22 protein-coding genes and 2 tRNA genes are annotated in these 19,063 nt (G+C 56.3%); 7 read left to right on the top strand and 17 right to left on the bottom strand.

Features of this window, described 5'->3' with window-relative positions; genetic code table 11:
* Positions 1 to 58: 58 nt before the first annotated feature.
* Positions 59 to 463, top strand: coding sequence for a hypothetical protein (locus ACMG4N_RS08870; RefSeq protein WP_414431290.1), 405 nt, complete (start codon positions 59 to 61; stop codon positions 461 to 463).
* Positions 464 to 1,174: 711 nt separating this feature from the next.
* On the opposite strand, the gene ACMG4N_RS08865 is transcribed toward ACMG4N_RS08870, so the two are convergent.
* Positions 1,175 to 2,116, bottom strand: a complete 942-nt coding sequence (locus ACMG4N_RS08865; protein WP_414431289.1) for a hypothetical protein — start codon at positions 2,114 to 2,116, stop codon at positions 1,175 to 1,177.
* Between the two features lie 214 nt (positions 2,117 to 2,330).
* Entirely contained in the window at positions 2,331 to 3,761 is a 1,431-nt protein-coding gene (locus tag ACMG4N_RS08860; protein WP_414431288.1) for a tyrosine-type recombinase/integrase, read from the bottom strand.
* A gap of 415 nt (positions 3,762 to 4,176) precedes the next feature.
* On the opposite strand from ACMG4N_RS08860, the gene ACMG4N_RS08855 reads away from it, so the two are divergent.
* Positions 4,177 to 5,658 carry an AbgT family transporter gene (locus ACMG4N_RS08855; RefSeq protein WP_297766683.1) on the top strand — a complete coding sequence of 494 codons (1,482 nt, stop codon included), beginning with the start codon at positions 4,177 to 4,179 and terminating at the stop codon, positions 5,656 to 5,658.
* A 159-nt stretch (positions 5,659 to 5,817) separates the two neighbouring features.
* Here ACMG4N_RS08855 and ACMG4N_RS08850 read toward each other — a convergent pair whose 3' ends face one another.
* The 7 genes from ACMG4N_RS08850 to ACMG4N_RS08820 all read right to left on the bottom strand — a co-directional run bounded on the left by ACMG4N_RS08850 (position 5,818) and on the right by ACMG4N_RS08820 (position 9,828).
* Complete coding sequence (locus ACMG4N_RS08850) at positions 5,818 to 6,186, bottom strand: DUF4870 domain-containing protein (RefSeq protein WP_297766681.1); 369 nt, start codon at positions 6,184 to 6,186, stop codon at positions 5,818 to 5,820.
* Positions 6,187 to 6,225: 39 nt separating this feature from the next.
* Positions 6,226 to 7,065 (bottom strand): NADPH-dependent 7-cyano-7-deazaguanine reductase QueF, encoded by an 840-nt coding sequence (gene queF, locus ACMG4N_RS08845; RefSeq protein ID WP_297766679.1) that lies wholly within the window; start codon positions 7,063 to 7,065, stop codon positions 6,226 to 6,228.
* Positions 7,066 to 7,120: 55 nt separating this feature from the next.
* Entirely contained in the window at positions 7,121 to 7,894 is a 774-nt protein-coding gene (locus ACMG4N_RS08840) for an ABC transporter permease (protein ID WP_297766677.1), read from the bottom strand.
* The gene (locus tag ACMG4N_RS08835; protein ID WP_414431287.1) at positions 7,891 to 8,823 is read right to left on the bottom strand and encodes an ABC transporter ATP-binding protein; all 933 of its coding nucleotides are present in this window, start codon (positions 8,821 to 8,823) and stop codon (positions 7,891 to 7,893) included. Before ACMG4N_RS08835 ends, ACMG4N_RS08840 begins: the two co-directional genes overlap by 4 nt.
* Positions 8,824 to 8,867: 44 nt before the next feature.
* The gene (locus tag ACMG4N_RS08830) at positions 8,868 to 9,539 is read right to left on the bottom strand and encodes a histidine phosphatase family protein (protein WP_297766674.1); all 672 of its coding nucleotides are present in this window, start codon (positions 9,537 to 9,539) and stop codon (positions 8,868 to 8,870) included.
* Positions 9,540 to 9,642: 103 nt separating this feature from the next.
* Positions 9,643 to 9,718: transfer RNA gene (locus ACMG4N_RS08825), tRNA-Gly, on the bottom strand.
* 34 nt (positions 9,719 to 9,752) lie between these two features.
* Positions 9,753 to 9,828 (bottom strand) — tRNA-Glu (locus ACMG4N_RS08820).
* A gap of 185 nt (positions 9,829 to 10,013) precedes the next feature.
* On the opposite strand from ACMG4N_RS08820, the gene ACMG4N_RS08815 reads away from it, so the two are divergent.
* Positions 10,014 to 10,667: a glutathione S-transferase family protein gene (locus ACMG4N_RS08815; protein WP_297766672.1), complete on the top strand. Its 654-nt coding sequence runs from the start codon at positions 10,014 to 10,016 to the stop codon at positions 10,665 to 10,667.
* Between the two features lie 152 nt (positions 10,668 to 10,819).
* Here ACMG4N_RS08815 and ACMG4N_RS08810 read toward each other — a convergent pair whose 3' ends face one another.
* From ACMG4N_RS08810 to ccmA, 8 genes are all read right to left on the bottom strand, one after another.
* Positions 10,820 to 11,326 (bottom strand): GDYXXLXY domain-containing protein, encoded by a 507-nt coding sequence (locus ACMG4N_RS08810; RefSeq protein ID WP_297766670.1) that lies wholly within the window; start codon positions 11,324 to 11,326, stop codon positions 10,820 to 10,822.
* Positions 11,323 to 12,639, bottom strand: a complete 1,317-nt coding sequence (locus ACMG4N_RS08805; RefSeq protein ID WP_297766668.1) for a DUF2157 domain-containing protein — start codon at positions 12,637 to 12,639, stop codon at positions 11,323 to 11,325. Before ACMG4N_RS08805 ends, ACMG4N_RS08810 begins: the two co-directional genes overlap by 4 nt.
* A gap of 320 nt (positions 12,640 to 12,959) precedes the next feature.
* A complete protein-coding gene (locus ACMG4N_RS08800; protein WP_297766666.1) occupies positions 12,960 to 14,447 on the bottom strand; it encodes a RimK family protein in 1,488 nt (495 codons plus the stop codon).
* A 235-nt stretch (positions 14,448 to 14,682) separates the two neighbouring features.
* The gene (gene ccmE / locus ACMG4N_RS08795; RefSeq protein WP_297766664.1) at positions 14,683 to 15,138 is read right to left on the bottom strand and encodes a cytochrome c maturation protein CcmE; all 456 of its coding nucleotides are present in this window, start codon (positions 15,136 to 15,138) and stop codon (positions 14,683 to 14,685) included.
* Positions 15,135 to 15,323: a heme exporter protein CcmD gene (gene ccmD / locus ACMG4N_RS08790; protein ID WP_035246784.1), complete on the bottom strand. Its 189-nt coding sequence runs from the start codon at positions 15,321 to 15,323 to the stop codon at positions 15,135 to 15,137. The genes ccmE and ccmD overlap by 4 nt, the downstream gene beginning before the upstream one ends.
* A complete protein-coding gene (gene ccmC, locus ACMG4N_RS08785) occupies positions 15,323 to 16,081 on the bottom strand; it encodes a heme ABC transporter permease CcmC (RefSeq protein WP_297766661.1) in 759 nt (252 codons plus the stop codon). Before ccmC ends, ccmD begins: the two co-directional genes overlap by 1 nt.
* Complete coding sequence (gene ccmB / locus ACMG4N_RS08780) at positions 16,082 to 16,750, bottom strand: heme exporter protein CcmB (RefSeq protein ID WP_035246779.1); 669 nt, start codon at positions 16,748 to 16,750, stop codon at positions 16,082 to 16,084.
* On the bottom strand, positions 16,747 to 17,376 hold the full coding sequence (gene ccmA, locus ACMG4N_RS08775; protein WP_414431286.1) for a cytochrome c biogenesis heme-transporting ATPase CcmA: 630 nt from the start codon (positions 17,374 to 17,376) through the stop codon (positions 16,747 to 16,749). Before ccmA ends, ccmB begins: the two co-directional genes overlap by 4 nt.
* 86 nt (positions 17,377 to 17,462) lie before the next feature.
* Here ccmA and ACMG4N_RS08770 point away from each other — a divergent pair, with 86 nt between their 5' ends.
* From ACMG4N_RS08770 to ACMG4N_RS08755, 4 genes are read left to right on the top strand one after another with little or no spacing between them, the layout of a single operon-like run.
* Positions 17,463 to 18,014, top strand: coding sequence for a lipocalin family protein (locus ACMG4N_RS08770; RefSeq protein WP_297766658.1), 552 nt, complete (start codon positions 17,463 to 17,465; stop codon positions 18,012 to 18,014).
* Between the two features lie 3 nt (positions 18,015 to 18,017).
* Positions 18,018 to 18,431: a DUF4279 domain-containing protein gene (locus tag ACMG4N_RS08765; RefSeq protein ID WP_297766657.1), complete on the top strand. Its 414-nt coding sequence runs from the start codon at positions 18,018 to 18,020 to the stop codon at positions 18,429 to 18,431.
* Positions 18,415 to 18,888: a CYTH domain-containing protein gene (locus ACMG4N_RS08760; RefSeq protein ID WP_414431284.1), complete on the top strand. Its 474-nt coding sequence runs from the start codon at positions 18,415 to 18,417 to the stop codon at positions 18,886 to 18,888. The genes ACMG4N_RS08765 and ACMG4N_RS08760 overlap by 17 nt, the downstream gene beginning before the upstream one ends.
* Complete coding sequence (locus ACMG4N_RS08755) at positions 18,881 to 19,051, top strand: hypothetical protein (RefSeq protein WP_297766654.1); 171 nt, start codon at positions 18,881 to 18,883, stop codon at positions 19,049 to 19,051. Before ACMG4N_RS08760 ends, ACMG4N_RS08755 begins: the two co-directional genes overlap by 8 nt.
* The last annotated feature ends 12 nt before the right edge of the window (positions 19,052 to 19,063 follow it).

Below are 19,063 nucleotides of genomic sequence, written 5' to 3'. Positions count from 1 at the left end.
GCAAATGATTTGAATTATGGGACAGTGACTATAGCGTAATTTCAACCCGAGACAGACCGTGAAAACGACTATTGTAATTTTCTCATCGTCGCTAATTCTCCTTTCTGGGTGCGCAAGTAAACAAGATCCTTGCGCTGGGACAACAGGCCTCGACCGCTCAGCCTGCGGTGCTCTAGGTTTTCAGCCCAGTGACTGGGCCACCAAGAAACTATTCTACACCCCTTCCTCACCAACAAATGACTCTTACCACGACAGCAGCGAATACTGGAATAACCGAGTCAAACTGAACCAGATGAGATCTGACCAAGAAAAATACAATCGTCACCAAAAAGAAATGGAGCAAGACCTACAGCAACAAAGAAGAGAAGCAGAGAAACTCCAGCGTAATTATGAAAGAGAAATACAAGACATGAAAATCAGACAAGAATACGACACCGACCCTCGCTATCCTTCCTACTATTAACCGAGCAGCCCCAGCAAAATTCTATATATACCCTCTCTGTTCTCTCTTTCTAAACCCTGAAAGACGTTGGTTAGGTTAAAGACCATAACCCCAGATAATGCTTCCCCTCGGTTCCCTCGTGGGCGCGTTTTACTACTTTGCAGAGCAAAGTCCCCCTAATGACATCCACCCTATTTTTCTTAATTTGGGTGTGCCCGGAGCACTTTTGAGTGTTTGCTCTCTCAGGGTGCCAACCCCGGCTTTGCGTCGCTTAGCAAGTCTTTAACTATCTGGTGAAGATAGTCTCTGCACTGTTACTTGCGTCCTTGTCCAGTTATTAGCGTTAGTCAGCAGCACCACCTGATTGACTCGCTCTAATGTGTAAGCCAAGATCTCCACCTCGGCAGGGACAGCCCCCAGTATACGCGGGTACGCAGACAACCCTTGTACCGCTAAGAATAAAACTTATAGACAATCTCCCAATACATCTTGAATCCAAAAAATTGACGGATATAGTGAAAAAATTATTTTTTAAAAAGTTTGTTTGTGGAAAGGCTTGAAATACAAAAAATGAATGTTAATATTTTTTGTATGGTGTCAGTCCTTCCACAGACCTTCTTCTCACCATACCAAGAGTCGCCAAGAGCGGCTCTTTTTTATTCCTATAAAAAATGTTTTCATATTTTTTTATTTTGTCAAATTATTTTTTCTCAAATTCCGATTATCAAAGAATTATGGCCTAAGCTTTCTTCGGCGGCTTTGCCTTTCTTCTTCGTTTGGCACTTCCAAACCTGCTTTTTCAAGCTCTAATTCAGTTTTTTCAATTCTTTTGATAGTTGAGTTAACTCTTTTGTCGTTTTCTTCTTCCACGTATTTCAATAGCCTTTTGCATTGATCCACATAATTATCAATTTTTGATAACAACCATTCACTATCCTCAGATAATTTTTCTTCTTTTTCTTCTATCTCTCGCTTTTTAAGCATCATCTCAAACTTTAACCCATTAAATCCGGCTTTGTTATATTTGTCCTTCCATAGTTGAGCAATCTTGATTTCTTTCCTTGCCTTCTTTCTTGCTTCAATAATTGTTTTTTCTTCTTTTTCTGCCTGTTTCTTTCTGGCAAGCCATAGCGGGTCATCACGTCCTTCGCTTAATGCTTGGTAATTTTTATTGTCAACATCCAAGATTTCAAGCATGTAATCATTAAACGCTTGTTTTGAGGCGTATATGGATTTTTTTTGCGTCAACCCCTTGTGATACTTCCCATCAACAATGTTGCCGACAATGACGTGAATATGGTTGTTTTTGCTTTTCGTCGGTTCTTCATGGAAGACAACCCCGGTAACGTCCCAGAGCTTTTGCGGGTCAATCTCGTTTTCTTCCGCTATCGCTTTTACTGCCCTAGCTGCTATTCCTGCCCATTGTTTCTTTGTGGGCTGTGGAATATCTTTCGGCAGTGCGAAAACGTAGCTTTGCGCGTAATTTCTCACCCCTCCACCACTTAGCCCAGCCCTGCGCCTCTCTGCCTGCCTTATCGAATGCTCGGCAAGCATATTGCGCGTGGCTTGTCTTGGGTCTTTCAGCGGGTGGATGTTTGTCGCTGCATGGGAGGGCTCGTTTGCGCTCAGGAGATAGCGTGTGTATCGAATCAGACCTTCGTCTTTCTTCTTCACCGCTTTCACCTTCACCGTCCAATTTTTCATAATAATTTTTATTTAAAAATTATCATAAAAAATCGTACTTGCAACCTCGCTCGATGGTTCCGCTTTAGGGGGGCGCTCGCTCCACTTCGATTTCAAGATAGGGGCTTTACTTCGTAAACCATCGCTTGCGCTCCCTACTTGCTCAGGAGCTACGCCCCCGAGACCCCCAAAGTCCAAAGACAAATCAAAGGATTTTCAGGGTCGATATTGCTTTGAGTTTTTGCTTGGCATTTGGCCCAGCCGAATAAACGTCAAACGTAATCGTGCCGGTTTCATGGCCAACTATAGAGGCGATAGTTAAGCCGGGTATGTCGTTGTTTTGCAGGAAGGTGATAAAGGATTTTCTCAGGCTATGGAAAACATGATCCGGGCCATATCCAAGATCTCTTTTCAGCCTGCCAAATTGTTTGCTGAGCGAATCAGATCGCTTTCCATACTTGTTTCTACAGGACGCAGAAATAAGAAATTCTCCATTGGCGTCTTTCGCTAGACGCTTCACCAGTGGTTTTAACTCCTTATGAACAGGAACAATTCTCTCTGCATTCTCATTTTTTCCATTACTGATATAAAAACAATCCACTCCATCTTCTGACACAACATCAGTAACTTTCAACTGGCAAAGCTCTTCAATCCTTGCCCCCGTGTAAGCTCCAAGCATGATAAGATCCGCAAGGTTTTGGCGCTTATTCCTCCCCTTGGCTGACTCATAAAGTTTCTGAATATCAGCAACAGTAAAGGCTTTTCGCTCTTTCTTGCGAACACCCCTGATTTCTTCAAAATCGTGTTTTTCAAATGGATTAGCTTGGTTTTGGTACTGCTGTTTAAAAGTCTTGTCTTTCTTGATTGCCCATTTCCAGAAACTATTTCCAGCAAATAGCTGATTTTTCTTTGTCTTGGTGGCGCAATCGAGCGTATCTAAATACGCTTCAATACTCTCGTGGTTTAGCTCTCGCTGGTTTTCCTCAAGCCAAGCCTTTAGCTTTTTGAGTCTACTTAATTGCGTATCTATGGTTTTAGCCACGACACCACGGCGGCGCTGGTAATCTTCAAAGTCATTCAACCGGGTAATCGTGATTGGTGATTTAGAGCGGTAATGGCTGGGGTCTTTCAGAATCTGGCCAACCTCCTGTTGATTCACAGGGTTGATGGCTGTCACCACCTGCCCTTGCAGCAACTCTGTTAGCTCTTTCTGAAAACCTACCCAATCAGCAATATCACCGCCTTGATATTTTTGCACCAGAGGCAATACAGCTTCATAGTCCAAATCGAAGGCATCCAGCTCCTTAACCAGCTCAAAACTCGCCTCATTCGCTTCCTTCGTCTTTCCAAGGGCCGAGAGCCTTACTGAGTCGTTTAAATAGGCTTGAATAGCCTGAGAGGCCAAATATGCCCTCTCTCGTTGCTTTTCTTCCCTCTCAGGGGTCAAACCCCTAGCCTCTGCTATTTCGTTCCTCCAAGCCTGCAAAAACGGCAATTTAAGACGTTGCGCCTCTTGCTTCGATCCAGTCTTGAGGCTTGCAGTGTATTCCCTCCGGTTTAACACCGGGCGAACGTCAGCAGGGACGGAAAGGCGGACGTACCAGTTACCGCCTCTCAAAATCAGATTACTTGCCATAACTGCTCAAAAATTAGCCATATTCTCAGAAATTGTAGCAGTGGCGAGACCTTTTTTGTAGCAAAGATTTGTAGCAAAATCATTTTTAAGACATTGAAAATAAAAGAAAACAATGACTTAACCCCTAAATATGGAAAGTCCCTCCCCCACCGCCAAATTTAAAAAAGCCCCGCAATGCGGGGCTTTTTTGTGGGCGCCATGAGGGAGTTAACCCTCACATCGCTATGGCGATATTTCCCCGCAAAATCGCTAACGACGAATATGCCTTCCGTAGGAGCCATGCTTGCATGGCGAAGGGGGGGGGTGGAAGGTTCGCCATGCAAGCATAGCTCCTACGAAACACTCCTCTCGATCACCCTTGTTCCTGCTACCTGCTCCTCGCTAAAGTAATCCGATTGCAACTAGGGGGCACACCATGACCAACACCACCGGCTGGCTGGGCCGACTGGAAATTCTGGGCAACAAACTGCCCCACCCCACCATGCTGTTTGTCTGGCTGTGCCTGTTGCTGCTTCCCCTGACCGCAGTACTGGGAGCGCTGGAGCTTTCTACCCTGCATCCACTCAGCGACGAGACGGTGACGGTGCGCTCGCTGGTGGACGGGGACGGCATCCGCTATCTGTTCACCTCGCTGGTGGGCAACTTCACCGGGTTTGCGCCACTGGGCATTGTGCTGGTGGCCATGCTGGGCCTGGGTGTGGCGGAGCAGTCAGGGCTGTTGTCGGTGAGTCTGGCCAGTCTGGTACGCCGGGCCTCCGGGCGCACCCTGGTGATCACGGTAGCCTTTGCCGGCGTCCTCTCCAGCCTTACCGTGGATGCCGGCTATGTGGTGCTGATCCCGTTGGCCGGACTGGTGTTTCAGCTCGCCGGCCGTTCCCCCATCGCCGGCATTGCCACCGCCTTTGCGGCGGTATCCGGCGGCTTCAGCGCCAACCTGCTGGTGGGCCCGGTGGATGCCACCCTGGCCGGCCTGTCCACGGAAGCGGCCCGTATTGTGGACCCGAGCCGCACCGTGGATGCCACCGGGAATTACTGGTTCATTATTGTCTCTACCTTTTTGGTCACCGCGCTGGTGACTCTGGTGACTCAACGCATCACCGAGCCCAGATTGGCCAACCGGCCGGCTTACCAGTCCACCTCCCCCGAGGTACCGACCAGCCATGCCCGCGCCATGACATGGACGCTGGTCACACTGCTGTTCATGCTGGCGGCTATCGCCTTGCTGGTGGTTCCGGACGGTGCGCCCCTGCGTCACCAGGACACCGGCGGCGTGTTGGGCTCGCCGTTTATTCATGGACTGGTGGTGATCGTGGCGCTGATCGCCGGAATCTGTGGCGCGGTGTACGGGCGGGTCAGCGGCCAGTTCCGCAATGCCGGTGATATCATCACCGCCATGGAAACCACCATGGCCTCCATGGCCGGTTACCTGGTGCTGATGTTCTTCGCCGCCCAGTTCGTGGCCTGGTTCAACTACAGCCAGCTGGGCTTGCTGCTGGCCATCGAGGGCGCCGCCTGGCTGGGCAGCCTGACACTGCCCGACGTGGTGCTGTTACTGCTGTTCCTGCTGCTCACCACCCTGATCAATCTGTTGATCGGCAGTGCCTCGGCCAAATGGTCCATCCTGGCACCCATCTTCGTTCCCATGCTGATGCTGCTGGGCATCTCTCCGGAAGCCACCCAGGCGGCCTACCGGGTGGGCGATTCCAGCACCAACATCATCACCCCGCTGATGCCCTATTTCGTACTGGTACTGGGCTTCGCCCGCCGCTACCAGCCAGACACCGGCATCGGCACCCTGATCGCCCTGATGCTGCCCTATAGCCTGACGTTGTTGTTGGGGTGGTCGGTATTGCTGGGGGTGTGGATCGGGTTTGGCTGGCCGTTGGGGCCGGGGTAAATCAGTTGAAAGTTAAAAGTTCAAAGTTGAAACGCCCCGAAACGCTTCTACATTGAAAATCAAAGAGGCCGCGCCCATACCATGGACGCGGCCTCCAGAAGTTCGTGCAGCCTGAAACACAGGACCTCGTTTGAACTTTCAACTTTTAACTTTCAACTGCTATTTAATCAACCGAATGGTCAGCGGATAACGATAGCGCTCACCGCCATTGGCTTTCACCGCAGCGATGATGGTCATCACCAACCAGAAGATGCCGATGATCGGTAGCAGAAGACCGCCAATGACCACGAACATCAACAGGAAGGCGATAAAGCCGGCAATGGAGATGGTGATGTTGAAGTTCAATGCTTCCTTGCCCTGATCATCCACAAAGCTGCTTTGATCTTTCTTTACCAGCCACATGATCAGTGGCCCCAATATATTGCCGAATGGCACCACCAGGCCCGCCAGTGCCAGCAAGTGGCAGGCAAGGCCCAGGCTGCGTTCTTCCTGTTTGGGTTCACCCTGGGTCTGTTCCAGATCGGACATTGTTCGCTCCTTGATAACGATGTTGGCTTGGTGATGTTGTTACTGACGGATGGTGCGTCGGTTCGGTAACGGCTGCTCACTGTTCGAGCGGAACGGGTTGATATCGATGCCACCACGACGGGTGAAGCGCCCGTACACGGTCAGGTGGCGGGGTGAACACTGGCGCATCAGATCCACGAAAATCTGCTCGATGATCTGTTCATGGAAGCCCTGATGATTACGCAGGGACACCACGTAACGCAAAAAACTGGCCGGGCTGATGGCGCGGCCGGTGTAGCGCACCACTACCGTGGCCCAGTCCGGCTGGTTGGTCACCGGGCAGTGGCTACGCAACAGGTGGGAATAGAGCTGGCCGGTCTGTTCGGCACCCTGATCACACAGCAGCAGGTCGGGCCGGTATTCATAGTGCTCGAAACCGATATCGATGTTGTCCACGCACTGGCCGCGATCTTCCCAAACCGGAAAGCCGGCGGATTCTTCCAGGGAATACAGCAACACTTCCATGTTGCCACCCACCGTTTGCGCCACATCCTTTTCAATCGCCGCGCGCACCTGATCCCGGCTTTCAAAACGGGTGTTGGCAAAGGAATTCAGATACAGCTTCAGCGATTTGGATTCCACGATGTTGGGGGTGGAGCAGGGAATGCGCAGCTCACACAGGGCCACTATCGGCTTGCCCTTTTCATTGAGCCAGGACAGCTCGTAGGCATTCCAGATATCGGTGCCGTGGAATGGCAGGCTGGTATCTTCATCACCCAGCTCTTCCAGCTCCAGGGATTCCCGGGCATCCCAGCGCGGCACAGGACACAGCAGCGAGGGCGTATATTCATCCACGTAATCGCTGGATCGTCCCAGCGGTGTTTCCTTCAAGTAGCTCATGGCAACCTCTTGGTACTTCCGTCCTTGGCTTGAACCTTAATCATAATCCGAATGCTCAATGGCGAATACCCGTACCACGCTGCAATAACCACAGCGCCAACAGATAGAACGCCACCACAAATGCCAGGATCGCTCCCAGCGAGGCATAGACATTCACATCACTGACACCCAGCACGCCGTATCGGAAGGCGTTAACCATATAAACGATGGGATTGGCCAGGCTCACCATTCGCCAGAATTCCGGCAACAGGTCGATGGAATAGAACACCCCGCCCAGGTAGGTCAGCGGCGTCAGAATGAAGGTAGGTACAATGGAAATGTCATCAAACTTGTTGGCAAAGATGGCATTGATAAATCCTCCCAGGGCAAACAGGGCCGCAGTCAGTATCACCACGGTGATGGTGATCAGCAGATGCTGCATGGACAGCTGGGTGAAAAACAGACTGAGCAGACTGACGATCAACCCCACCAGCATGCCGCGCACCATACCGCCAACAATAAAGCCGTTGAGAATCACATGCGCCGGCATGGGCGACACCAGCATCTCTTCAATGGAGTGCTGGAACTTGGTGGAAAAGAACGAGCTGACCACATTGCCGTAGCTGTTCTGTATCACGCTCATCATGATCAGGCCGGGCACAATGTACTGCATGTAGTTAAAGCCACCCATCTCACCGATACGACTACCGATAAGATTACCGAAGATCACGAAGTACAGGGTCATGGTGATCGCCGGTGGCAGCAGTGTCTGCGGCCAGATGCGGGTAAAACGACGAATTTCCTTGGTAACGATGGTGAGAAAGGCCACCCACTGTTCGCGTGCACTCATGATGCCTGCTCCCCGGGCAGATTCTGCTCTACCAATCGCACAAACAACTCCTCCAGCCGGTTGGCCTTGTTACGCATACTCATCACTTCAAAGTGCTGTTCCGCCAGCGCCACAAACAATGTATTCAGGCTTTGTGATTTCGGCACGGCCACTTCCAGCGTACGGGAATCTTTCAACCACACCTCGAACCCTTCCAGTACCGGCACCTCGGTGACCGGCCGCGCCAGATCCAGAATGAAGGTTTCCACCTGCAATTTTTCCAGCAGGGATTTCATGTCGGTATTTTCCACAATGATGCCGTGATCAATGATGGCAATGTGGCGACACAGGGATTCCGCTTCTTCCAGATAGTGCGTGGTGAGAATGATCGTCTTGCCCTCGCCGTTGATACGGGTGAGAAAATCCCACATGGAACGGCGCAGTTCGATATCCACCCCGGCGGTGGGCTCATCGAGAATCAACAGCTCAGGCTCATGCACCAGCGCCCGGGCAATCATCAGCCGACGCTTCATGCCACCGGACAGAGTCCGCGACTGCTTGTCGCGCTTTTCCCACAGGCCCAGCTGGCGCAGGTATTTTTCCGCCCGCTCCCGTGCCAGGGGCACAGGGATGCCATAGAAACCCGCCTGAGTGACGACAATGTCGAACACCTTTTCAAACTGGTTGAAGTTGAATTCCTGGGGCACCACACCAATTTTCATCTTGGCCAGGGCACGCTGGGTATCCAGGGAATGGCCAAAGATGCTCACCTCCCCCGCGGTCTTGTTCACCAGGGAACTGATCACACCAATGGTGGTGGACTTGCCTGCCCCGTTGGGGCCCAGCAGGGCAAAGAAATCGCCCTTCTCCACTTGCAGATCAATGCCCTTGAGCGCATGCACGCCATTGGCATAGGTCTTGGTCAGATTACGAATCGTCAGAGCAGACAAGGATCACCTCGCCAAAATAGTCGAATGGATGATGAAGAGAGGGATCAGTGATCCAGAACCCGGTGGCCATGTTCACCGCGCCAGACCCAGTGCATCTGCCCGCCGCTGAACCACACCCACAGCCCTTCCATCATCCAGGGCCAGTCTTCTTCGCTGATACGTCGACGGCCATGCAGCTCGGCCACCAGCACCGCCAGGATAGTGTCATGGGTGACGTGAACATTGAGATGGCCACTGGCTGGTTCACGGGCCTTGAGGTAAGCCGCCAGCTTGGAGCGGCCTTCCGCCGGTGACAGCATTCCCTCAAACGGCTCTTGAAGGTGCCGATTGAGAAACCGGAAGGCACCCATTTTCAGGAAGGTAGGCCCCACCTGATTCAGGTCTTCCACATAGCACCCGGGCTCCACCAGGGTGGTATCTGTGGTCACCTCGGGGATATCCGCTATCAGTCCGGCCTTGCGGGCCCCTTCCGCCATGGCGATGGCGGTATTCACGCAACGCCCCACCGGGCTGGAATAAAACGCCTCCACCGGCCGCGCCAGTTGCGTACCCCACTCACGGGCCATCTCGATCCCTTCCGGGGTCAGCGGCAGCCGATAATCGGCAAAGCCGTTCTTGGCCAGCTCACGCACGGAATGACGCGTCAGCAGATGGACAGGCTTGTCCTTCGGCAACAGGTTAAGGGCTTCCAGCAATCGGGGGTGTAGGCGGGCCATAGTCTCTTCGCTTTCAGTCAACCTCTAGTGTACGAACGGTCAGGGTGAAAGCAAATAAACAGGCCGGAAACGACGAAGGGACCCGAAAGGGTCCCTTCTGATTTGGAGCGGGAAACGAGATTCGAACTCGCGACCCCGACCTTGGCAAGGTCGTGCTCTACCAACTGAGCTATTCCCGCTTAACTTTTTGCCAGCTAACTACCAGCGAATTAGTGGCGTCCCCTAGGGGAGTCGAACCCCTGTTACCGCCGTGAAAGGGCGGTGTCCTGGGCCACTAGACGAAGGGGACCCGGGCTTGACGTGGTACGTCAAAGCGGCGCGTAGAATAGGTATCTGATCGGCCAGCGTCAAGGAAAAATTTTGGCTTGGTCCGTCATTGACCCGAAAAACCTGTGCTGCTCTGATATTAGCGCGCTATAGCGGCGAAACTTTCGCCATGCTGTTGAAAAAACAACCATTTACCGGGAGAGACGCATGACCATCAAACTGTACGGAGCCGCCCTGTCGCCCTTCGTTCGCAAGACCCGTGTGGTCCTGGCACTGAAAGGTGTGGACTATGAGGCCGTACATATCGACCCCAACAACCCGCCGGAAGGCTACGAGAAAATCAGCCCCATGAAGCGCATTCCGGCCCTGGAAGTGGACGGCCAGTACCTGGCGGATTCCGCCGCCATCTGCGCCTACCTGGAAAAGGTCTACCCGGAACCGGCCCTCTACCCCACCGATCCCCTCGAACTGGGCCGGGCCATCTGGTTCCAGCGTTACGTGGATTATGACCTGGCCATGCGCTGTACCTTCGCGGTGTTCCGCAACCGAGTGGTCATGCGCCTGATCGGCAAGGAATGCGATGAAGAGAAGGTACAGCACGCCCTGACAAACACCATTCCGCCCCTGTTCGCCTACCTGGACAAGGAACTGGAAGGCCGGGAATTCCTGGTCGGCGACAGCATGAGCGTGGCCGACATCAGCCTGGCCAGCCAGCTGGTCAACTTCAAACATGGCGGCGAAAGCATCGACCCGAGCAAATACCCCAACCTGGCCGCCCACACCGAGCGCATGCACGCCCTGGAACCCTTTGCCAAGAGCATTGAGAAGGAGTCCGGGTTTATTCAGAAAGTGATGGGGTGAATGAGGCAGTGAATAGTTAACAGTGAACAGTTAATAGCGACGCGCTCAAGCCTGTCGCCATTAACAATCAATGAGGCCGCGCCCATACCATGGACGCGGCCTCTCACATTCCAGGTCACACCCACCCAGCCACGCGCGCTGTTAACTGTTCACTATTCACTGTTAACTGCCTCCGTCTCCACCTCTACCAACGCCGCCCGCCCATTCGGTGCCACCTTCACCACCGCCACAGCGCCATCGCGTAATTCCCGCTCCAGTTGCAGTGCCTGTTCCTTTGGGGCGAACAAGGCTTCGATACCGAACGTCACCCGGCTGGTGCCGCCCCAGGGCGAGCCGGTGACTCTGCCGCGCAGGTAGATGCCCTGCTCCGGGGGCTGGTGAGCGGGAGTCTGGCCGCGCCAAAGCTCGCCGTCCTGTTCCAGCGGCAGGTAGATCTCATCGCCGGGGCGAAAGCCCGCCGTGGGCAGGGTGCTGAAGTCATAGCCCAGGCGGGCATAGTTGCCGCGGAACAGATCCCGCGGGTCCACCGGGCGGGTTTCCAGGCGAATTTCCTTGCCCAGCCATAGCGGGTAGAAACCATTGACGAATACCCCGGCGAGAATCGCCACCTGCAGGGTAAGTGCGGCCAGCAAGGCCAGACCTAGAGTGCGCTGCTTCATGCCTGCCCCTCCCCGGATGCCTGCCCCGCAAGGCGTTGCTGGCGACGCCAATAGCGCGCCGCGCCGTAAAGCACCGCCGCCGCCACCAGGAACATGGCCGCCGCGCCCAGGTAATCACCGAACAGGTCCAGATAGCGCATCACCGCCAGCACCAGTACCAGGGCAATGCCGCTGTAGAAGAACTGGCTGAGGCCTCGCCGCAAACCCTCCTGAATCAGCACAATGGCCGACAGCAACGCCAGCAGGTTGACCGCCACCGCAAACAAAGCGGCGTCATCGCGGCTCAACAGGCCATGAATGCCCAGCATGGCAAACGGCAACAGCATTACCAGCAACCGCCCACCAGTCTGCCCCAGCCGCCGGAACACCAACAGTGATGACGCCAGCAAGGCGGCCAGCAGCCCCAGCCACAACCCCGGGTCCGTCAAACCGGCCTGTTCATGCAGGTAGCCTTCGGAAAATGCGCTGAAAGTGAACGGTAGCAACAGCAGCAGATAGCCCCGCAGGGTCCATAGTCCGATCAGACTGCCGGCACGTTGCCAGTGCAATGCGCTACGACTGCCCAGCCAGCACACCAGCGCATAGAGCAAGGCCAGCAGGCCCAGATTCAGGGTCAGATGACCGGCCTCGAAATCCGGGCCACGGGGGTAGCCATAGGCCCAGCCCAGCAACAGATTCAGCCAGCTCACCCCCACCGCCGCCAGCACCAGCATCAGCCCGGCGGACCGGGCCTGCACCGCCACGGTCAGCCCCACCGCCATAAACAGTGCCATGGCCCAGGGCGGCGCAAACTGCCCTTCGGCGAACAGCCAGAGCATGGCCACCGCCAGCATCAGCAAGGCGATCACCCGGCTGCGTACCAGCCAGGCCATGGGCGCCACGCCCAGCGCCCAATAAAACAGACCGTCGGGAAAGTGTTCGCCCAGGTGATAGATCTGCGCGATCAGCATGATGGAAGCACCGTAGCTGATGCTGCCGAGAAACAGCCAGCCAATGCCTTCACGGCGCTGCAGGTATTGATAGATCCCCACCCCGTTCAACGCCACGGTGGTGGCAATCAGTCCCAGCATTCGCACCGCCCGGGGAATCGCCTCCCAGTTGGCCGACACCAGTAACAGGATAGCCATGCCGACAAATAACAAGGCCACGGTCACCAGCACCTTGTAGGCCAGTGAGCTGTCCGAATCGTCGTCCAGACGGGTGCCGTAGCGAGCCAGGATCCGGTTGCCCTGGTCTTCACTGATATCGCCGTCATCCACCCACTGGCGACATTCGCTGCGCAGCTCGCGACGCAATAAACCGAGAAGTTGCATGCAGAGTCCCTTGTGCTTTTCTTCGATCAGACCTGACGAGGTGGCGAAAGGCAACGCCAGGGTGTTGCGAGAAATGAGCCAAGCCGTTCAATAGCGGCCCCTGTAGGAGCACCTCTTGAGGTGCGAACCGCGCTTGCGCGGAAATCGCCCGGAGGGCGATCAGGAATATCAGGTCTCGACAGGTTCCAGAAAGAATCTCGGACAACCTGGATTTCTGTTGCCTCGCTACGCGAGGTTCGCACCTCAAGAGGTGCTCCTACATTACTCCTCGCCAATACCCGAATCGTGCCGCCAGCGACGCTCCTACGGAAAGGGCTGGGTCACACCGGCAGGCCGATGCGCTTGGCTTCCATGCGGCGCAGGAACTCCAGCATCACCTGACGGTAGAGGTCCTCACCCAGCCAGGCGTCTTCCACCCCGGCATCGATGTTCGGGTTGTCGTTCACCTCGATCACCACCACCTGATCACCGGACTGTTTCAGGTCCACGCCATAGAGGCCATTACCCATCAGCTTGGCGGCCTTGAGCGCAGCCTTCAGCACCTTGGGCGGCACTTCCTGTACCGGCAGGGTGCGGCTGTTGCCGGATTCGGTCTTGCCGCCGCTCTGGTGGTGATAGATCTGCCAATGCCCCTTGCTCATGAAGTACTGGCAGGCAAACAGCGGCCGGTTGTTGAGCACGCCGATGCGCCAGTCGTAATCCGTGTACATGAAGGCCTGGGCCAGTACCACCGACGACTGCTTCAGATAATCACGCAGGCTGGCGGCCAGCTCTTCGCGGGTCTTCACCTTGCTGATACCACGGGAAAAACTGCCGTCGGGAATCTTCAGCACCATGGGCAGTTTCAGTTCTTCGATCAGCCGGTCGATCTGCTCGTCGTCATCGCTGAACACAAAGGCGGTGGGTGGCACCGGCACCCCATTGGCCTGCATCAACTCCGCCAGGTAGATCTTGTTGGTGCAGCGCAGGATCGAGCCCGGGTCATCCATCACCACCATGCCCTCCTGCTCCGCCTTGCGGGCGAATTGATAGGTATGGTGATCCAGCGCCGTGGTCTCGCGGATAAACAGGCCGTCGTATTCTCCCAGGCGGGTATAGGCATCACGACCAATCTGGTCCACGCGAATACCCAGCTGGCGACCGGCACGGATAAACCGTTTCAGCGCCGCCTTGTCACTGGGCGGCAGCACCTCTTCCTCATTGACCAGCATGGCCAGCTCGTAGCGATCGCTGCGGCGACGGCGCGGGTTGCGCCAGACACGAGCATTGAACTGCTCCAGAGACTGGGCAAAGGCATCTTCTTCCGCGCCTTTCAGCTGCTTCAGGGCCAGCGGTTTCAACGCTTCGATGGTCCACTGCTCACGGCGACGAAAATCCACCTTCAACAACGGGCAAGGCAACTGATCGAAAATCTGCCGACCCAGATCGGCCAGGCCTTCCTGGGTGGTATGGCCGAAGTACAGCATCAGCGAGAAGTGATCACTGCCACTGCCCTTGCGCTTCATGGCCTTGTCCAGCGCCGCCTCGAACTGGCCGAAATGCAGGCCGTAGAGTGCCTTGCGGCTCAGGTCATTCACCGTGCGCACGGATGGCAGCACCCGCTGCCCACGGGCTTCCGCCAGCAGGGAGCAGTAATAGCCCGGGCTCAGGTATTTATAGCTGCGGCACAGGTTGATCACCTGCACTTTCTTGTCGGTACAGACCGATTGCTGTGCCTGCAAATACTCCCGGGCAGAGAGCAGATGGCGGGCGGGATAGTAGGCGGCCCAGTCTGCGGGGTCGTCGACCAGAATAATGACCTGACTCATGAAAAGCCCTGAAAAAGGGAGGCACCGGAGGTGGCGCCGATAACCGCGAATGTAGGGCCAGAGAGGGAGAGGTAGCAAGCGGTTTTATTCAGTTAACAGTGAATAGTGAACAGTTAGCAGCGGCGCGGTCCAGCTCCTGTTCAGCCACAAGCAAAGAGGCCGCGTCCATGGCATGGGCGCGGCCTCTCATCTTGCAAAGCAGGACCAGGCCCACTCGCGAACTGTTCACTGTTAACTATTCACTGTTAACTGCCTTCGCCCCCGGATGCCCGGCCTTTTCCAGCGCATCCTGCACTTCCGGTGGCATGTAGGTTTCATCGTGCTTGGCCAGCACTTCCTCGGCTTCAAAACGGTTGGTGCTGATCAGGGTGCCATTGGCGACGATGCCCTGCCCTTCGCGGAACAGGTCCGGCAGGATGCCCTGGTAGTGCACGGTAAAGCTGCCCTTGCCGTCGGTGAGCACGAACTGCACGTCCAGGGTCTGCTGGTCGCGTACCACACTGCCCTCTTCCACCAGGCCGCCCACGCGCATCTGGGTATCCAGCGGGGCCTCACCGGCCATCACCTGCTGGGGAGTGAAGAACAGATTGATGTTCTGGCGCAGGGCGTAAAACATCAGCCCGCAGGCGATGGCCAGGCCCACCAGAATCGAAATCACCAGGATCAGTCGCTGCTTGCGTACGGCGTTCATTGTTCAGAATCTCCCAGAGTGTCACGGCGCTGTTGCCGTGCCAGACGTTGACGCACCTGTCCCTGAGCGCGAATCGCCAACGCCATGTTGGCGATAATCAGAAGCGCGCTGACTCCATAGGCGCTCCAGACATAAAACCCGTGTTTTCCCATGGCCAGGAAGTCGGCAAAGCTTTCAAAAGCCATCAGCGATTGTCCTCCTTCACCAGTTTGTTCACCCACTTGCTGCGTCGTTCCCGCCAGATGACTTCGGTGCGCGCACGCAGCAACACATTGACCGCATACAGCAACCACAGCCCCAACATGCTCAACAGCAGCGGATACTTCATGGCCGGATCGATGGTGGATTCCCCGAACATCTTCAGGGTGGAACCCTGATGCAGGGTCTGCACCCATTCCACGGAATATTTAACGATCACCACATTGATCACTCCCACCATGGCCAGCAGGCCAGCGGCACGAGCGGCCTGGCGAGGATCACGGATCACCGCCTGCAGGGCAATCACCCCCACATACATGAACAGCAGGATCAGCATGGAAGTCATGCGCGCATCCCACTGCCAATAGGTGCCCCAGGTGGGCTTTCCCCACAGGGCGCCGGTGACCAGGGAAATGGCCGCCAGCGCCGCACCGAAGGGGGCGATAGCCTTGAGCATCACTTCCGCCATCTTCATGCGCCAGACCACCGCCACCAGGCCGGACACGCCCAGGGCCATGTAGCCCATCAGCGCACCGCTGGATGCGGGCACATGGATAAAGATGATCCGGTAGCTGTTGCCCTGTTGGTAATCACTGGGGGCAAACGCCAGCCCCCACACCAGGCCGGCAGCCAGTGTCAGCACGGCAATGGGCACCAGCCAGGGCAATACCCGGGAGCTGAAGGTGTAGAAATAACGCGGTGACCCCAGCATGTGGTACCAGCGCTTCAATGTTTGCCAAACCATTTAATTACCCGAACTGATTTTGAGACCGGCGCTCACCGCCAGCGGTCCCAGACTGATCGTTAATGCCAGCAAGGCACCCAGAATCGCCAGAATGCCATCCACATTGGCGCCACCGGCCGCCGCACTCACCGCCCCGGCGCCAAAAATCAGCACCGGGATATACAGCGGCAGCACCAGCACGGCGAGCAGGATACCACCTCGGTTGAGCCCCACCGTGAGCGCCGCGCCAATGGCACCGACTATGGTCAGCGCCGGGGTGCCCAGCAGCAGGCTCAACATCACTGTCCCCAGGGCCGCATCCGGCAGCTGCAGCATGTGCCCCAACAGCGGCGAAATCAGCACCAGCGGCAGACCGGTCAGCAGCCAGTGGGCCAGCAATTTGGCCAGCACCGGCACCACCGGCATCACCGGCGCGGTAAGCAGCATGTCCAGCACACCGCTTTCCTGGTCCCGGCGGAACAGACCATCCAGCGACAGCATCACTGCCAACAGGGCCGCCACCCAGAGTACGCCCGGTGCCACTGTGGCCAGCAATTCCGGTTTCGGAGAGATTGCCAGCGGAAACAGGCTGATCACCATGACGAAGAAAAACAGCGGATTGATGATCTCCGCCGGGCTACGCCACAGCACCAGCAATTCCCGACCCAGCGCTGCACGAAAGGCATTCATGACAGCACCTCGGCACGGCCATTCTCCAGATGCAGACGCTGCACCCCCTCGCCAACCCGGTGGTGAGAGGTATAAATCACCAGGGAGCCGGCCTCGGCGGCCTGCTGCATCTGCGCGTCCAGTTGCGCCACGCCATCCTGATCGATGGCGGTGTAGGGCTCGTCCAGCACCCACACCGCTTTGCGCTCCAGCCACAACCGCGCCAGGGCAACGCGCCGTTTCTGCCCCGCGGACAGATGCGCTGCCGGCACATCCTCGAAGCCCCGCAACCCCACCGCAGCCAGGGCCGCCATGGGGTCGCCGGCCTGATCACTAAGGGCGCAGGCGTAGCGCAGGTTTTCCAGCGGATTGAGCTCTTCGCGGACACCGGGCTGATGTCCCAGATACAGCAGGTCCTGCTGCCACTGGGGCTTCCACCAGCGGCGCTCGCCCTCGAAGAAACCATGCAGCCCCACCAGAATCCGCAACAGGGTGGTCTTGCCGGCGCCATTGGCACCGGTAATCTGCCAGATTTCCCCGGCGCGGGCGGTCAGGCTCAGGCCACTGAACAGCATGCGATCGTCGCGCTCGCAGCCCAGTTGCACAAGCTCCAGTCTGGTGGATGAATCGGACAAAATTGCCTCCATGGAACAGCGCGGCAGTATAGCATGCCCATTCATGTCAGGCTTGATTCAGGCTAGCCTGTCACTCTACCTAATAAGAGGAAATCTCCATGCGCCTGATACCGGGATTTTTTGCCCTGCTGCTTGCCGGCCTGCTCAGCGCCTGCGGCGCAGATAAACCCCTGGCCACCGTCGACCAGGTGGACCTGGAACGCTACAGCGGTACCTGGTATGAAATCGCCCGGCTGCCCCAGTGGTTCCAGCGCGGCTGCTACAATTCCACCGCCAGCTACTCCCTCAATGAGGACGACACCGTACGCGTGGTGAACCGTTGCCAGCGAGAAGGCAAGGAACCCAGCGAGGCGGAAGGCACCGCCCGGGTGGTCCCCGGCTCCGACAACGCCAAACTCAAGGTGCGTTTCGACAGCTGGATCTCCCGGCTGTTGCCCACCATCACCGAGGGCAATTACTGGATCATCGCCCTGGATCAGGACTACCAGACCGTGGTGATCGGCGAACCGAGCCGGGAATACCTGTGGATTCTGGCACGCACCCCAACACTGCCGGATGATCAATATCAAGCTTTGCTGCAGCTGGCCGAGAACAAGGGCTTTCCGGTGGACGAGCTGCAACGTAACCGCGACCTGCAACCGGAACAGTGATCCATGGAACACCATGTCTATTTTGCGGTGTTCGGCTTTGACCATGATCCCCGCCAACTGGATCTGCTGCTAGGACAAAGTGCCGACGACTACTGGCATGAAGGCGAAACCTTCAGCGAGGCCTTCCCCGAAGCCCGCCGCCGGGAAAATCGCTGGATCCTGTCCAGCCAGCTGGATCACACCGCCAGCCACCGGGACCATTTCGAGAAACTGCTCTACAAGCTCAAGCGCCTGGCCCCGCAGCTACAGACACTGGAGCCGGACTACCGTTTCGGTATCGGCGTGTCACACTACTTCGTGATGGACGACCCGGCGTTCTACCTGCCCGCCGAGATTCTCGACGGCTATGAAACCCTGGGCTTTGCCATCACCTTCGATCAACTGGGACTGGACGGCAGCCATGGCACAGGAAATTGAGCGCAAGTTTCTCATCAGGGACGCAGGCATCGTGGATTCACTGGCCGGCGAGCGACTGACTCAGGGCTATCTCAGCCACGACAAGAACGCCACCGTACGCGTTCGCATTGCCGGCACCACCGGCTGGCTGACCATCAAGGGTAAAACCGTGGGCGCCACCCGCAGTGAATTCGAATACCCGGTGCCTGAGGAAGATGCCCGGCAAATGCTGGATGAGCTGTGCAACGCCGGCGTCATCGACAAGACCCGTTACCGCCTGCCCCAGGGCGAGCTGTGCTGGGAAATTGATGTATTTCATGGTGATAACGATGGCCTGATCGTCGCTGAAATCGAGCTGCCCAGTGAAGACACCCCCTTCGACAAACCCGACTGGCTGGGCGAAGAAGTCACCGGTGATCCCCGCTATTACAACAGCGCGCTGAGCAGCACGCCCTTCAACCAGTGGGCCGATGACTGAGCACCGCTTTACCCTCTGGCGCCAGGACGATAACGGCATCCGGGCGAGAGTGGCTGACTACCCGAGTCGCCAGGCAGCAGAACAGGCCCGCCAGCACTATGAAAACCTGGGGCACAAGCAGCTCTACTGGGTGGAAGAAAACCGTCAACGCGACAACGAGTGAATTCGCAGATTG

Source organism: Alcanivorax sp. IL2, from assembly GCF_047495475.1.
Taxonomy (GTDB): Bacteria; Pseudomonadota; Gammaproteobacteria; order Pseudomonadales; family Alcanivoracaceae; genus Alcanivorax.
Note: the sequence above shows the minus strand (reverse complement) of the source record. Positions and strands in the feature narration are given on the sequence as shown.